The sequence below is a fragment of the Pseudomonas fortuita genome (assembly GCF_026898135.2).
Classification (GTDB): Bacteria; Pseudomonadota; Gammaproteobacteria; order Pseudomonadales; family Pseudomonadaceae; genus Aquipseudomonas; species Aquipseudomonas fortuita.
Genome location: NZ_CP114035.2, coordinates 4,557,796 through 4,572,309, shown reverse-complemented (window position 1 = coordinate 4,572,309; position 14,514 = coordinate 4,557,796). Strand labels below are relative to the sequence as shown.

The window sequence follows — 14,514 nt, the reverse complement described above, 5'->3', positions numbered from 1 at the left end:
CGTGCCAAGCCCTTATCGTGTTGCCGACTACATTGCTGACTTCATCGCCGATCTGGGCGTGGAGCATGTCTTCCTGTTGCCAGGCGGAGGTGCCATGCACCTCAACGACGCAGTCGGCAAGCACCCCGGCCTGGAGGTAGTGGCCTGCCACCATGAGCAGGCTGCCGCGATTGCTGCCGAAGCCTACTGCCGCATCAACGAGAATATCGGTGTGGCCATGGTCACAACCGGGCCGGGTGCGACCAATGCCGTGACTGCCGTCGCTGGCGCCTGGATCGAGTCGGTGCCGTTGCTGGTTATCTCCGGCCAGGTCAAGCGTGCCGACCTGTTGCGTGGTGCGCCACTGCGGCAGAAGGGCGTGCAGGAAGTGGATATCGTCAGCGTGGTCGAGCCGATCACCAAGTACGCGGTAACCATCCAGCAGCCAGAAGACATTCGCCGAGCGTTGGAGCGGGCTGTCTTTGTGGCACGAGATGGCCGTGCCGGCCCGGTATGGATTGATGTACCGCTGGACGTGCAGGGCGCGCCGATTGATCCCGACAACCTGGTGGGTTGGGACGAGGCCGCTGCACCTGTTGCAGCGCTGGAGGCGCAAACGCTGACGCAGATCCGCAGCTTGCTTGAGGGGGCCCAGAGACCGCTGATCCTCGCCGGCCATGGCGTTCGCTTGAGCGGAGCGGCAGCAGCTTTTCGTGATCTGATCGAATCCATGGGCGTGCCGCTGGTGACGACCTGGAATGCAATGGACCTGCTGCCTCATGAGCACCCGTTGTATGTGGGGCGGCCAGGTGTGGTTGCACTGCGTGCGCCGAACTTCGCGGTACAGAATGCCGACCTGCTGATCACCCTCGGCTGTCGTCTGGACAACATCATCACTGCCTATGCTCCACGCGACTTTGCCCGCAATGCACGCAAGGTCGTCGTGGATGTGGATGCCAACGAGATCGCCAAGCTCGACATGGATATCGATGTCGCCGTTACCAGCGACGCCGCCAGCTTTGTCGACACACTGGCTGCCTCTCTGAAAGGCGCTTCGTTCAGCCGTCCACAATGGTTGGAGCGTTGCCGCGACTGGAAGTCACGCTATGGCGTCAACGACGGCAAGCCCTTCGCCGCCAGCGGGCCGATCAGCCACTTCCAGTTTGCTGACTCGCTTTCCAATGCAGTGCCGGAAAATACCTTGGTCAGCACCGGCAGCTCCGGGCTGGCGGTCGAAGTGTTTTACACCGTATTCCGCAATCGTCCAGGCCAGCGTGTGTTCCTGACCTCGGGTCTGGGTGCGATGGGTTACGGCCTGCCAGCTGCGATTGGTGCTTGCTTCGCCAACGGCTGCAAGCCGATGGTGGCGGTGGAGAGCGATGGCAGCCTGCAATTGAATATTCAGGAGCTGGCCACGCTACGCGGTTTCAACCTGCCGATCTGCCTGGTGGTGATGAACAACGGCGGTTATGCCTCGATCCGCAATACCCAACGCAACTACTTCGAAAGCCGCTATGTGGGCACAGGCCCTGAAGCTGGCTTGTGGATGCCGGACCTGGAAGAACTGGCGCGTGCCTACCATTTGCCGTTCAAGCGTATCAGCGATGCCGCCGAATTGGATCAGGGCCTGGCCGAGGCGATGCAAATGCCGCGGCCGATGATTCTGGAAGTCCTGTTGATGAAAGATGAGGCATTGAGCCCGAAAGTCGCCGCGATTCCGCAGGCCGATGGTTCGATGACCTCCATGCCGCTTGAGGATATGTCGCCCTTGCTGCCGCTGGCAGTACTGGAGGAAGAAATGGCTGGCAACATCGCCCCGGTATCGCGCCAGGTTCGGCAGCAGGTCAAGTGATGAAGCGCCACGTCCTGTTCGACTTCGACGGCACCTTGGTTGACTCCGCGCCGGCCATTCTGGCCTGCTTTGCCCGTGTGCTGAAGGCACACGGTCTGCACGCCATGTGCCCGATAGACGCCAGCCTGATCGGGCCGCCTTTGCGCCAAACGCTGGCGACACTCAGCGGTAGTAGCGACGCAGCATTGCTGGATGCCCTGAGCGCTTCGTTCAAGGACATCTACGACGCCGAAGCCTGCCTGGAAACGGCCGCTTATGAAGGGTGCCAGGCGGCCTTGGAACAGCTGCGCGCGCAGGGCTTCAATCTGTCGATCGCGACCAATAAACGGCTGCTGCCAACCCAGCGCATCATTGCGGCATTGGGTTGGCAAGGGCTGTTCAGCGAAGTGTATGCCAGTGACTCCTACCCTGGTCGCTATTCAGACAAGAGCGGCATGATCGCTGCCTTGCTGGAAGACGGCGGCATTGCAGCGCAATCGGCCATCTACATTGGCGATACTGTAGCGGATGGTCGCGCAGCGGCTGCCAATGGTGTCGAGTTCTGGCCAGTCGTTTGGGGCTATGGCCAATTTGCCAGCGATGAGCAGCCGTTGCCTTCGCCGCAACAACTGTTGGAACGCCTGGTACGCGCATGATGACAACCACTACAGCCAGTGCATGCCCCTGCTGCGGATCCATCGAGATGCTGTTGCCCAGCCCGGAGTACACACCTTGCCGGCTGTGTGGCCATCGCTGGCGGATGCCGTTGGACCAGGCGGGCTACTATGAGACGTTGGTTGCACGTAACGATCTGAACACACCCTGGTTCAAGCGCAAGATGCGTGAACGCGTCGCTGCGGTATCTGACCTGCTGAAGACGGGTAAGGAGCGCGTGCTCGAAGTCGGCTGTGCGGAGGGTGAGCTTGGGCGCGAGATCAAGGCGCGCTTTGCCGTCAGCTATGAGGGTGTGGAGTTGTCGCAAGACAGGGTGCTGGCCGAGCAGAAGCTTGACCGCGTCTTCCATACGCCGACCAGTCAGATCGAGGCAGCGCCGTACCAGTTGATCGTGTCCTTTCATGTGCTGGAGCACATCGCCCGACCCGAGCAGGAGCTTGCGGCCTGGTCGAGTCTTCTTGGTGCGGACGGGCGTGTGCTGATCGAGGTACCGAACCAGGCCGGGCATCCACTGCTGGCCAGTGATCGCAATCTTGAGCACTTGCACCAGTTCACCCCGGCTTCGCTGACCCTGCTACTTGCACGTTGCGGGTTTAGCTGTGATGGGGTGTCCGTGGGGCATTACGAATCACCGGTCTACTCGGACTCGATCCGCATCGTCGCCCGCCTGCAACTTGGGGCAGAGCGCCGCGAGCAGCAGCTGCTGCAGCGTTTTCGTGAAAGAACCGGTGGCCCGTTCCTGGTGTACGGAATTGGCGGCGACTACCTCAATTACCTGGCACCGTTGGCCGAGTCGCTGGATATCCACGCCTTGCTGGACTCATCCGAAGCGAAATGGGGGCAACGCCTGGGTAAACACGTGGTGTGTGCTTACGACCCGCAAGCGCATGCGGAATTACCCATCGTCATCTGCTCCATCCGCTTCGCAGCAGAAATCCGTCAGCACCTGCTCAATCTCGGGATTGCAGCGCAGCGTATCATCGGTCTGGACAGCATTTATGAAGACGCCTGATTCCATTCTTGCGGGGGATTTGAGCGGTATGCTCGCCGCCCCGTTGCCTTGGGAGGCCCTGTACGGTCGTCACATCCTGGTCACTGGGGCCTCGGGTTTTATCGGTGGGCACGTAGTCGAGGCCCTGGCCTGGCTCAATCGCCTTCAGCCCCAGGCGAACCTGCAGGTGTATGCCTTGGCTCGGGACCTGGAAAAACTGCGTCAACGCATGCCCTGGCTGGATATGCCTGGTGAAGTGACGCCCCTGATCCAGGATGTCACCCAGCCCTGTGGCCTTGCTGCACCACTGGATTTCATCATCCATGCCGCCAGCCCTGCCAGCCCCAAGGACTATCTGCAGCGGCCGGTCGATACGATTCGCGCCAATACCGATGGCACCCGGGCACTGCTTGAGCTGGCCCGGGACAAGCAGGCACGTGTTCTGTTTCTCAGCAGCGGTGCGGTGTACGGCGATAATCCCTGGCAAACCGATGCAATCGCGGAAGGTGATTTTGGCCGTGAAGACCCGTTGGCTCCTCGGGCCTGCTATGGCGAGAGCAAGCGCCTGGCCGAAACCCTGTGCCGGGCCTACCACACCCAGTACGGCGTGGATGCCAGGATTGCGAGGATTTCCCATTGCTATGGGCCGGGTATGCGTCTGGACGATGGCCGGGCGATTTCCGATCTGCTTGCCGATGTACTTCACAACCGGGATATCCAGCTGGATTCCGATGGAAGCGCCTCGCGTCCGTTCTGCTATGTCTCCGATACCGTGCTCGGGCTGTTCCACATCCTGTTCCGGGGCCAAGCGGGCCATGCCTACAACGTCGGTGAAACGCAGGAAACCAGTATCCTGGAATTGGCCGAAAAGTTGATTGCCTCAGCCGGTAAGGCTGGGCAGCTCAAAGTCAGGCCGAAGTCGCGCAGTGGTCCGGCGCCCGCCGTGCGAAGCGCCGGGCATTTCAATATCGACAAGATCCGCGCTTTGGGGTGGGTGCCACTCACATCTCTGGATGTGGGTCTAACCAGACTCTTGCAGGCCAATACATGAACGCTCCCGATTCGCGTCCGACTCTGATTGGTTACCTTCCCCCGCCTGAGGGGATTAAAAAGACAGGGGCCAATTACCAGTATCATTCCCAATTTATCAACATTGGGGATATTGTTTACGCCCATGCCGGCGCGCTGTTGACTTCGGGGCGCAATTTTGAGGCCTGGAACTTTCGGATGACCGCAGAAGAGGTCAATGAACGATTCTCCAAGGTGATATTTTTCATCCCTTGCAGGATTGCGCCGCCTCCGTATGACCAGGATGGTTATCCTTACGCCTACGTTACGGACTTTATCGAAAAACTGAAGATTCCTTTTTTCAGCCTTGGCGAATCCATTCAAGCCAGGGAGTACGATTATCAGCCTGGGTTCCACAAGCAGCTTTCGCCTGCGGTGGTCCGCTATCTGAATGTGATCGCTGATAGGTCGCCGGTGGTGGGGACGCGCGGTTATTATTCAGCGGATGTGCTGAATAGCCTCGGGATCAAGAATGCCGTTCCCTTAGGCTGCCCATCCCTCTACTTGAATGGCCCTGCGCTGCGCACGTCCTTGCTGGAGGTGCCGAGCAACCCTGAAAAGGTTGCGGTGTGCTACTCGAATTATCAGGGCAATCGGCATAGCCGGATCGACGACTTTCTTCGCCTTGCGAGTGAGCAGAATTATTACTATGTCGAGCAGGTCTTTGGCCTGCTTACGCAGGCACTCTATTACCCCGGGAAAGTCAGCGGGGCCGATATCCATGCGGCGCGGCGGTTCTATAAAGACTTGGCGCCTGTGCTTGCCTTGTTGAAACAAAAGCGCGTTCGCTACTTTACAAACTACAGCCTGTGGAAGGAATTCCTCGGGTCGATGGATTTTGTGTTCGGGGCCAGAATGCACGGTTTGACGCCGGCGATCCATGCCGGAAAACCTGCCGTTTTCATTGCGCACGATTCAAGGGTGCGGGAAATGTGCGAGTTCTTTTCACTGCCGTTTGTGGCGGAACATGAACTGCCCGCATCAATGGATATCAACTTCTTCTTGTCACGCTGTGACTACACCGCAACGCTTTCGCAGTATCAGGACACGTATGCGCGATTCGTTCAGACGCTGCGCGCGCTTGGGCTGGACGGCAATATCGATGCAGCGGGTTCGATTATTGACTGCTGGGAGCCCGCGCCTGACGTGCAGGTGGCCGGCGAGGAGCGAATCCCCCGTTACTCACCCGAAGAAATGTTTAACCTGGAGCAGCAACTTGCCATTTGCGCCGGGATTCCGGACGAGGCCTTTGTGAGGCTTGCCCAGATCCGTGATATTTCTCAAAGTTGGTACCGTTCTCGCCTCAATACACAGGCGGGCTAAGACCGCTTTTTTGGCCAGTTATTGTTGCGTCTTCTGTTTTGGCAAGGCCGTTCGTAAAGTTCAGGGTAGGCGATATGAGAGCGTGTGAAATTTGTGGCGCAAGCCATCCGGAGCAATTGCACCGTCAGCATTTTCTGTTCCCGGGGCTTCCCCAGGCAGTCCATTACGATGTGGTGGCCTGTCGGAACTGCGGTTTTGCCTACGCCAGCGACATTCCGGATCAGTCGGCGCTCGATCAGTTCTATCAGAACGTCGAGCATCACCTGCATACTGACCTGCCGCCCGGATTGGCGCGGATTCATGGGGATTTTTTCCACTTCGTCGAGCAGTATGCAGACTTGGCAAGCGACGCTCGCATCCTCGATATCGGTTCGGGCATGGGGCATTTCCTTGCACATTTCCAGCAGGCCGGCTTCCAGCGGCTACTCGGTATGGAACCTAGCCCGGCTGCTGCCAAGCTGGCGCGCGAAATCTACGGGGTGGAGATCAGAAGCGCGACCGTGGATGCTTTCGTCACTGAAGAGCGCTTCCAGTTGATCAGTCTTTGCGGCGTGCTGGAGCATATTGCCGACCTGCGCAACAGCCTGGCGAAGATTGCGGCGCTGCTGGCGGATGACGGCTATCTGTTCATCGCTGTTCCCGATGCCGAAGCCTTCGGCAAGACGCCGCCGGCTGAGCCCTTCCTCGAGTTTGCACTGGAACACATCAACTTCTTCAGTGCTGCCAGCCTCGACAACCTGCTGGCGGCTAACGGCTTCGAGAAAGTGACGGTGATCTCCCAGCACAACGATTTCTACGACAACCATTACCTGCTGGCCATGTACCGCAAGACCAGCCCGGCCGCGAAGCGTTTCACGGTTGATGCTGTGGCGGCTGCCAGCCTGCTCAGTTATGTCGAGCTTTCACGGCAGGTATTGCGCCCGGTGGAAGCGCTGGCCCAGCAACTGGAGGCCAGTGCTGAGCCGGTGCTGATCTGGGGTGCTGGCGCGCTTACCAGCCGGTTGCTCTGCGATACCCGGCTGGGCAAGGCCAATATCTGCGGCATCGTCGACCGGAACAGGAACCTGCAGGGCAAATCCCTGCTCGGTTTGACCATTACCGGCCCCGATGAGCTGGCGCAGCACCAGGGGGCCACGGTCTTCATTGCCAGTACCACTTACGCTGCAGAGATCCGCGACACACTGACCCAGCAACATCACTGGCGCGGCAGAATCCTCAGCCTCGCAACCGGAGCCCGGTAATGCCGATGAACACGCTCAACCACATCCGTACGGCCTATGAGGCCGGGGGCTCTGCCAAGCAGGATTACATCGAAGCCATTCACGCGCGGCACACCAGCCTGTTCGAGTACCCTGAGTTTATCGCCGGTACCGATGTGGAGTCTTTGCGCATTCTGCCAGAGGGCATCTTCGTGCGTTCCCGCTCGCAGCAGATCGAGTTGTTTGTGGACCCCCAGGACCAGCATCTGGTGCCCTGCACCCTGATGAACTTCCGTGCCTATGAAACACAGGAAACCGAGTTCCTCAAAGCCATAACCCAGGAAAACGCGGTGATTCTGGACATCGGCGCCAATTGCGGCTGGTATGCCCTGGCGCTGGCTCGGCATTGCCCGTCGGCGCGGATTTACGCCTTCGAACCGATCCCCCATACCCATGAGATTCTCGAGCGCAACATCCGCCACAACGGCTTGTTCAACATAGAGGCGCACCGGCTGGCCTTTTCCAACCAGCAGGCGACGCTGGAGTTTCTTTACACGCCCAACTGCTCCGGCGCCACTTCCCAGGTACTGGCCGGGCAACCCGGCCGCCAGGAAAGTCTTCAGAAGGTATGCTGCCCGGCCACGACGCTGGATAGCTTTTGCGCCCAGCATGAGCTGGCGCCCCAGCTCATCAAGTGCGATGTGGAAGGGGCGGAGTTGATGGTGATCCAGGGCGGCGAGGCGATGCTCGCCCAACACAAGCCTGTGATTCTGATCGAACTGTTGAGGAAGTGGGCCAGGAAGTTTGACTACCACCCCAATGAGGTCGTGGAACGGCTTGGTCGTCTTGGCTATCAGGCCTATACCCTGAGCAACGAGGGACTACGTCCATGCCCGGGCATTGACGAGCAAACCCAGGAAACCAATTTCGTCTTTCTACACGGGCAGAAGCACCGTGATATTCCTGACCTGGTGCGCGCCTTACCATGAAACCCGCCATTCCGCCGCTGACTGTTGCCCTGCTGACTTACAATCGGGTGCACTACTTGGAGCAGTCCATTGCTGCCGTGCTCGGGCAGAGCTATGAGCATTTTGAACTGCTGGTTCTCGACAATAACAGCAGTGACGGGACTGCGCAGTTCATCCTCGGCTTGCAGGACCCGCGAATCCGTTATGTCAGGAACGCCAGCAATGTTTCCACCGTGGAGTTCAACTGCCTTTCGGCTTATCACCTTGCCTTGGGGCATCGGGTGATTGTGACCCACGACGATGACATCATGGAGCGCGATATGCTGGAGCGGCAGATGCGTTTCATGGACTGCCACCCTGAGGTGCGGATGGTATGGACGCGCGTCAGCGACATCGATCAGGATGGCCATGCGCTGGTCGACGGCAGCGCCATGCTCGGCTCGGAGCGGGTTTTCGCGCCCGGGGAATACGTCAGCAGTTTCCTCAAGGAGCGGCTGTGGCCGATGCCCAGCGGCGTGATGCTGGAGCGGGCCGTACTGCCCAAGTCCTATGCGGTACACCGCTACCTCGGCGACGCTCCTCGCAAGCAGACAAAGGACGCGGCGGGCATCGAGGACGTGCTGTTACCGGCGCGCATCAACCGCCGGCATGCCATAGGCTACCTTGACCAACCATTGCTGCGCCGTCGCGTGCATACCAAGCAGTTCTCCCATGTGGCAAGCCTGTCGCTGCCAGGCGTCGCCCTCTATCAAGGGCTCAAACGCATCGCCAAGGGTGTGCCCGGTATGCAGGCAGAGGCTCTGCATTTCGATGCCTGCACAGCGCGCTTCGAAATTCAGGAGGCGATTACCACCCAGCCGGGCAGGGCAATCAGCAAGGGCGTTCTGAGCAAAACCGGCAAAGCTGCCGCGAACCTGCAGCGCAATATGCAGCAAGCACCCGACGCCTTTCTGGCGGGCTTGCCTGTGGTTCTGCTTGCCCAGTTTCTATCGTTGACTGAACAAACAAGCCAGCTGGAGAAACTGTCGGTCTGCGGACATGCCGGCGCAACCCAGAAACTCCTGAGCTGGGCGCGCAGAGCTAGTGAGAGTCCATCGGCGAGCATTCTCGCCAGCCTGGAGGGGCGCCGAATCATCATCTTTGGCAGCGCCTTCATCGCTGCGCTGCTGATTCTTGAAGCCGAGAAGAGCAGCAGCCAGGTCGTTGCCTGCATCGATTCCAACCTCAACCGCCAGGGCAATCAAATGCTTGGCGTACCCATTCAGCCGCTGGCCTGGATAAGCGAACAGGTCGGGGCGGACGATGTCGTGATCATCAGTTCCGAGCGCGACCATGAACATTACATCGAAGCGATCATTCGCCAACATCTCAGGACGCAGGCGCGCATCGTGTCCTGGAAAGAACTGGCTGAATCCGCGTGATTCAGGGCATACCGGCTGCGTGCCGACAGGCGCCGCATTGCCTGCAGCAAGCGAGCAACAATTTAGGGGAGTGACAGCATGACGAATTGGGCTTTGATCGCGGGTGGTCGTTGTATCGGGCAACCTTGGCGGGTACGGGTTGCCGGCTATTGCCTGGGCGATCAGCAGGCATTCCTGCTGTCCGATGCTGATTGGCAAGCACTGAAGGGGCAATTGCCGCTGGAGCCCCTGGCGGTCTATGGCGTCAGCAACGGAATCTGGTTCGAACGGGCTACCAGTGCCGAAGATGAGGCCGATGCTGTCCTGCTGATTGCCCATCCGCGCCAGGCTCAGTTGCCGTTGCAGTTGCCAGCGCAGGCGCAACGGTATCTGCTCCTGCGTAATGCCGAGCAGTCGGAGGCGCTGCAAGAAGACGCGTCTTTCAGTAAAGTGTTGGTCCAGGCATGGTCAGGGCGTACGGCTCATTCGCGGACCTACATCGGCAGTTTGAGGCTTGCTGAGGGCGATGGGCTCGAATTGCAAGCGTGGCCAATTACGCGGGAAGCGCAAGACCGTGATCACTCCCGCAATTACCACTGCTCGGCAGACTACTGGCTTTATCAGGTAACCTGCGCCATCGCCGATGATGCGGCCGCCGTACGCCACGTCGAGCCGCTGCTGAGCGTAGTCATCCCCACCTACAACTACGGGCGTTATCTGGCCCAGTGTGTTCAGTCGGTGCTCGATCAGGGTGTGGACAATATCGAGATCCTGGTCCTGGACAACGCTTCCACGGACGATACCGCTGAGGTAATGGCGGCATTCGCGAGCAACCCGAAAGTGCGTTACATCCGTAACCGATACAATTACGGCCCGGGTTACAACTGGCGAAATGGCTTGCGTATCGCACAGGGGCGTTATTTCACGTTCCTTTCCGCCGATGACTATTTCAACCCGGGGCACCTGACGCGTTTGCTGCCCACGCTGGAAAACAATCCCAACGTTGCAGTGGGCTATACCGGCATTCGCTGGGTCGATGGTGCCGGGCAGCCCTTGAACCGGTCTCGCCATCCGGGATACCGCAATGGCGATTACGTAGGCGAGCGCAATGAAGTCGCTGATCTGTTGATCCACGACCTTTACATGACGCCCTCGGCGGTAATCTACCGGCGTGAAGCGTTTTGCAGTGTCTGGAAGCCGGGGAACACCTACGGTGCTGGTGACTGGGAAATGGTCGTGCAGATGGCGGAGCGTTACCCCGATTTCGCCTACGTCGACATGCCGGGTGTCAGCTATCGCTGGCATGGTGCGCAGTATTCGAGCGGGTTTTATGCCTCCAGCGAGCCATTGATGGGGCACCTGGCCATTGTCGAAGGCGTATTCGAGCGCAATGCGCAGCATCACCTTCACGGGCGTGAGCGCGAGGTGGCGGGGCACCTCAAGCGGCGTCTGGATCTGTATCCTGACGAGCAGGGTTCCGAGCTGGGGGCCCGGGCGCGCCGGCTTTGCGAGCGCCTGGAAGAACAGGCGCGGCAGCAAGATGAGACGTTGTTCTCTGTTATCCTGACCACCTACAACCGCCCGCAATTGCTCAAGGATGCGCTGGACAGCATTGCTCATCAGTCCTTCAAGGACCTTGACGTCATCCTGGTCAATGACAACGGTGACCCGGTCGAGTCGCTGCTGGCTGAGTACGATTTCCCTGTCACGTACATCCGCCAAGGCCGTAATCGCGGCCCTGCCGCAGCCCGTAATACCGCGTTGCACGTGGCCCGGGGTCGGTACGTCGTGTATCTGGACGACGACGACCTGTACCTGCCTGACCATCTTGAAACATTGGCCAAAGCGCTGGATACCCACCCCGACAGTGTGGTGTACACGGATGCAGTCTTCATTCAGGAAACCATTGCGGCAGGCAAGCGGACCGAGGTGTCGCGTGAACAACGCTATCCACACGAGGCCTACTCGCGAGAGCGTTTGCTTGTAAACAACTACATCCCGATCAACACCTTTGCCTGCCCACGCGCGCTTGCCCTCGCCGTGGGGGACTTCGACGAGTCGCTGGCAGGGCTGGAGGATTGGGATTTCCTCATGCGCCTGAGTGCGCGAAGCGCTTTCCATCATGTGCGCAGCGAGACGGTGGAAGTCCGTATGCGCCGGGACGACAATGCACCTGCACGACGCTCCGAGCAGGCACTGAAAGATTACCCAGCGCTTTATCGCGAGCTGTATGCGCGCCATGGCGACGTCGGCAGCGAAGAAGTACAGCGCGGGCGCCAGCAAATGCTGGAGCATCTGGGTGGCAAGCCCAAGGCGTTGACACTGCAAACCTGGCTGGCCGAACGCATTCCGGATGCCATGCAGAGTCGCCTGATCGAACAGCGTCTGCAGGCCCATCAGGGCGGCCCTGTGATCGGCATTATCGTGGTTGACGCTGATGGGCACGCAGATGCATTGAAAGCCTCTGTGCAAAGCCTGAGTAGCGATCACTGCCTCTATTCCACTTTGAAAATTGTGGCGCTGACAAGGGGCGAGGCACCCGCGACTTCGGCGCAGGACAAGCTGCATTTCATGCGTTTGACCGATGCCAGTCTGGGCGATCAGCTGAACCAGGCAGTTCAGGCGGGTGAGTTCGACTGGTTCATGCTGGTAGAGGCGGGGAGTGAGTTCACTGCGAGCGGCTTGCTGATTGCCGCGCTTGATCTGTTGGCGGCGCCAGGCTGTCGTGCCGTATATGGCGATGAAGGGTTGCGTTTCGATGGGGCGGAAATGGGCGCCGCGCTGCGCCCTGATCTCAACCTTGATCTGCTGCTCAGTTTGCCGGCAAGCCTGTCACGCCACTGGCTGTTCAACCGTCAGGTGTGGCTGGAGATGGGGGGCTTCCGCCAGGAGGCCGGCCAGGCATTCGAGCTGGATTACATCCTGCGCCTTATCGAGTCTGCCGGTTTCGAGGGGTTGGGGCATATCAGCGAGCCGTTGTTGGTCTGTGATGCCCCGTCGCTGCGCGACTGCCCGGACGAGCGTGGTGTCATTCAGCGCCATCTGCAGACCCGCGGCTTTGCCCACGCCCGCGTCGGGTCTCGTCTGCCCGGTCGTTATGATCTCGACTATGGCGCCCCCGGTGACGCACCGGTCAGCATCCTGATTCTGCTCCAGGGCAACAGCACCGAGCGGGTGCAGCGTTGCATGGAAACCATTCTGGAGAAGACAACCTATCGAAACTACGAGGTGCTGCTGCTGGCGCGTGATAATGCCAGCCCGGCAGTAAACAGCTGGCTCGACAACGTTGCCCGGCTTGGCACCGATGCCATTCGTTGCATGCGATTCCCGGCAGGCATGGCGCCTGTGCAAATGCGCAACCAGGCTGCCGGGCAGGCCCGTGGTGATTTCTTGCTGTGGCTGGACGAAGGCGCAGCGGTGCTCGATAACGATTGGTTGCAGCAGATGCTCAACCACGGCATGCGCCAGGAAGTCGGCGTAGTGGGGGCCAAACTGGTGGCGGGGGACGCCACCATCAGCCATGCCGGTTACGTGCTTGGCCTGAATGGCCCTGTTGGCGAAGCCTTTGCTGGTCAGCCGATGGACGCGTCCGGCTATCTGCAGCGCCTGCAAATCGATCAGAACTATGTCGCAGTCAGCGGCAAGTGCTTGCTGGTGAGCAAAAGCCTGTTCCTGGAGGCAGGCGGTTTCGACGAGGCGCCCGAGTTGCAGCGCTGGACGGATGTTGATCTGTGCCTGCGCCTGCACCGTGGCGGCTACCTGAACGTGTGGACGCCGCGTGTGCAGTTGCTGCTCAGTGAGGATGCTGTAACGCCGGCCACCGCCGCAGAAGAAGATGCGTTGTATGACCGCTGGCTGCCTGTATTGGCACGCGACCCGCTCCACAACCCGAATTTCTCGCTGTCTTCCAACAATGGCCTCGGCCTGGCGCCCTCCGGTCTGAGCTGGCGACCGTTGTCGTCCTGGAAACCGCTGCCGACTGTCCTTGCCCATGCGGCGGACAGAGGGGGGTGTGGCAACTACCGGGTCATTCAGCCGCTGGATACGCTCAACCGCGAGGGGCTGGCCGAGGGGGTGGTGGCGTGGAATTATCTGGCGCCAGCGGAGCTTGAGCGCTATCAGCCGGACAGCATCATCCTGCAGCGCCAGGTGGGCGACGAGCAGATTGAGCACATGCGCCGGATGCACGCATTTTCGCGGGCCTTCAAGGTCTTCGAGCTGGACGACTATCTGCCCAACCTGCCACTCAAGAGCGTGCACAGGGCGCACATGCCCAAGGACATTCTGCGCTCTCTGCGTCGCGGCCTGGCCTATGTGGACCGCTTTGTCGTCTCCACCCAGCCGCTGGCCGAGGCCTTCGCAGGCCTGCATGGCGATATCCGGGTGGTGCACAACACGCTGGACACCCGCTACTGGAAAGACCTCAAGGCCCTGCGCCGGCAGTCGCGCAAACCGCGTGTCGGCTGGGCGGGTGGGGCGAGCCACACGGGCGACCTGGAAGTGATCGCGGACGTGGTCAAGGAATTGGCCAATGAGGTGGAGTGGGTGTTCTTCGGCATGTGCCCGGACAAGCTGCGGCCTTATGTTCATGAGTTCCACCCGAGTGTCTCGATTGAGCAATACCCCGCGACGCTGGCCAGGATGAACCTGGACCTGGCCCTGGCGCCCGTCGAACAGAACCTGTTCAACGAGTGCAAGAGCAACCTGCGCCTGCTGGAGTACGGCGCCTGTGGTTTCCCGGTGATCGCCAGCGACCTGCGTTGCTACCAGGGCTACAGCGATTTGCCGGTCACACTGGTGAAAAACCGTTTCCGAGGCTGGGTAGATGCCATTCGCATGCACATCTCGGATCTGGACGCCACGGCCAAGGCCGGTGATGCGCTGCGCGATGCAGTGCTGGGCGGCTGGATGCTCGAAGGTGACAACCTGAGGAACTGGCGCAAGGCCTGGCTGCCGGACTGATACATCGCCGTAGGCTTGGGCCGGCCTCTTCGCGGGCTTGCCCGCTCCCATAGGTACAGTACAGGGCTTAAACCCATGCTGGCCCCGTGGGAGCGGGCAAGCCCGCGAAGAGGCCGGC

The 14,514-nt window shown here is 60.0% G+C and carries 9 protein-coding genes; all 9 read left to right on the top strand.

Annotated elements, in window-relative coordinates:
• Position 1 precedes the first annotated feature (1 nt).
• The 9 genes from OZ911_RS20875 (at position 2) to OZ911_RS20835 (ending at position 14,396) form a co-directional block, all read left to right on the top strand.
• Positions 2-1,831, top strand: coding sequence for a thiamine pyrophosphate-binding protein (locus tag OZ911_RS20875; protein ID WP_016488444.1), 1,830 nt, complete (start codon positions 2-4; stop codon positions 1,829-1,831).
• On the top strand, positions 1,831-2,466 hold the full coding sequence (locus OZ911_RS20870) for an HAD family hydrolase (protein WP_016488443.1): 636 nt from the start codon (positions 1,831-1,833) through the stop codon (positions 2,464-2,466). Before OZ911_RS20875 ends, OZ911_RS20870 begins: the two co-directional genes overlap by 1 nt.
• A gap of 47 nt (positions 2,467-2,513) precedes the next feature.
• Positions 2,514-3,497 carry a class I SAM-dependent methyltransferase gene (locus OZ911_RS20865; protein ID WP_256550701.1) on the top strand — a complete coding sequence of 328 codons (984 nt, stop codon included), beginning with the start codon at positions 2,514-2,516 and terminating at the stop codon, positions 3,495-3,497.
• The gene (locus OZ911_RS20860) at positions 3,484-4,527 is read left to right on the top strand and encodes an NAD-dependent epimerase/dehydratase family protein (protein WP_023047011.1); all 1,044 of its coding nucleotides are present in this window, start codon (positions 3,484-3,486) and stop codon (positions 4,525-4,527) included. The genes OZ911_RS20865 and OZ911_RS20860 overlap by 14 nt, the downstream gene beginning before the upstream one ends.
• Entirely contained in the window at positions 4,524-5,867 is a 1,344-nt protein-coding gene (locus OZ911_RS20855) for a polysaccharide pyruvyl transferase family protein (RefSeq protein WP_023047010.1), read from the top strand. The genes OZ911_RS20860 and OZ911_RS20855 overlap by 4 nt, the downstream gene beginning before the upstream one ends.
• A gap of 74 nt (positions 5,868-5,941) precedes the next feature.
• Entirely contained in the window at positions 5,942-7,108 is a 1,167-nt protein-coding gene (locus OZ911_RS20850; protein WP_224372372.1) for a class I SAM-dependent methyltransferase, read from the top strand.
• 5 nt (positions 7,109-7,113) lie between these two features.
• Positions 7,114-8,055 (top strand): FkbM family methyltransferase, encoded by a 942-nt coding sequence (locus OZ911_RS20845; protein ID WP_224372370.1) that lies wholly within the window; start codon positions 7,114-7,116, stop codon positions 8,053-8,055.
• Complete coding sequence (locus OZ911_RS20840; RefSeq protein WP_023047007.1) at positions 8,052-9,455, top strand: glycosyltransferase family 2 protein; 1,404 nt, start codon at positions 8,052-8,054, stop codon at positions 9,453-9,455. Before OZ911_RS20845 ends, OZ911_RS20840 begins: the two co-directional genes overlap by 4 nt.
• A gap of 78 nt (positions 9,456-9,533) precedes the next feature.
• Positions 9,534-14,396: a glycosyltransferase gene (locus tag OZ911_RS20835; RefSeq protein WP_256550393.1), complete on the top strand. Its 4,863-nt coding sequence runs from the start codon at positions 9,534-9,536 to the stop codon at positions 14,394-14,396.
• Positions 14,397-14,514: the final 118 nt, after the last annotated feature.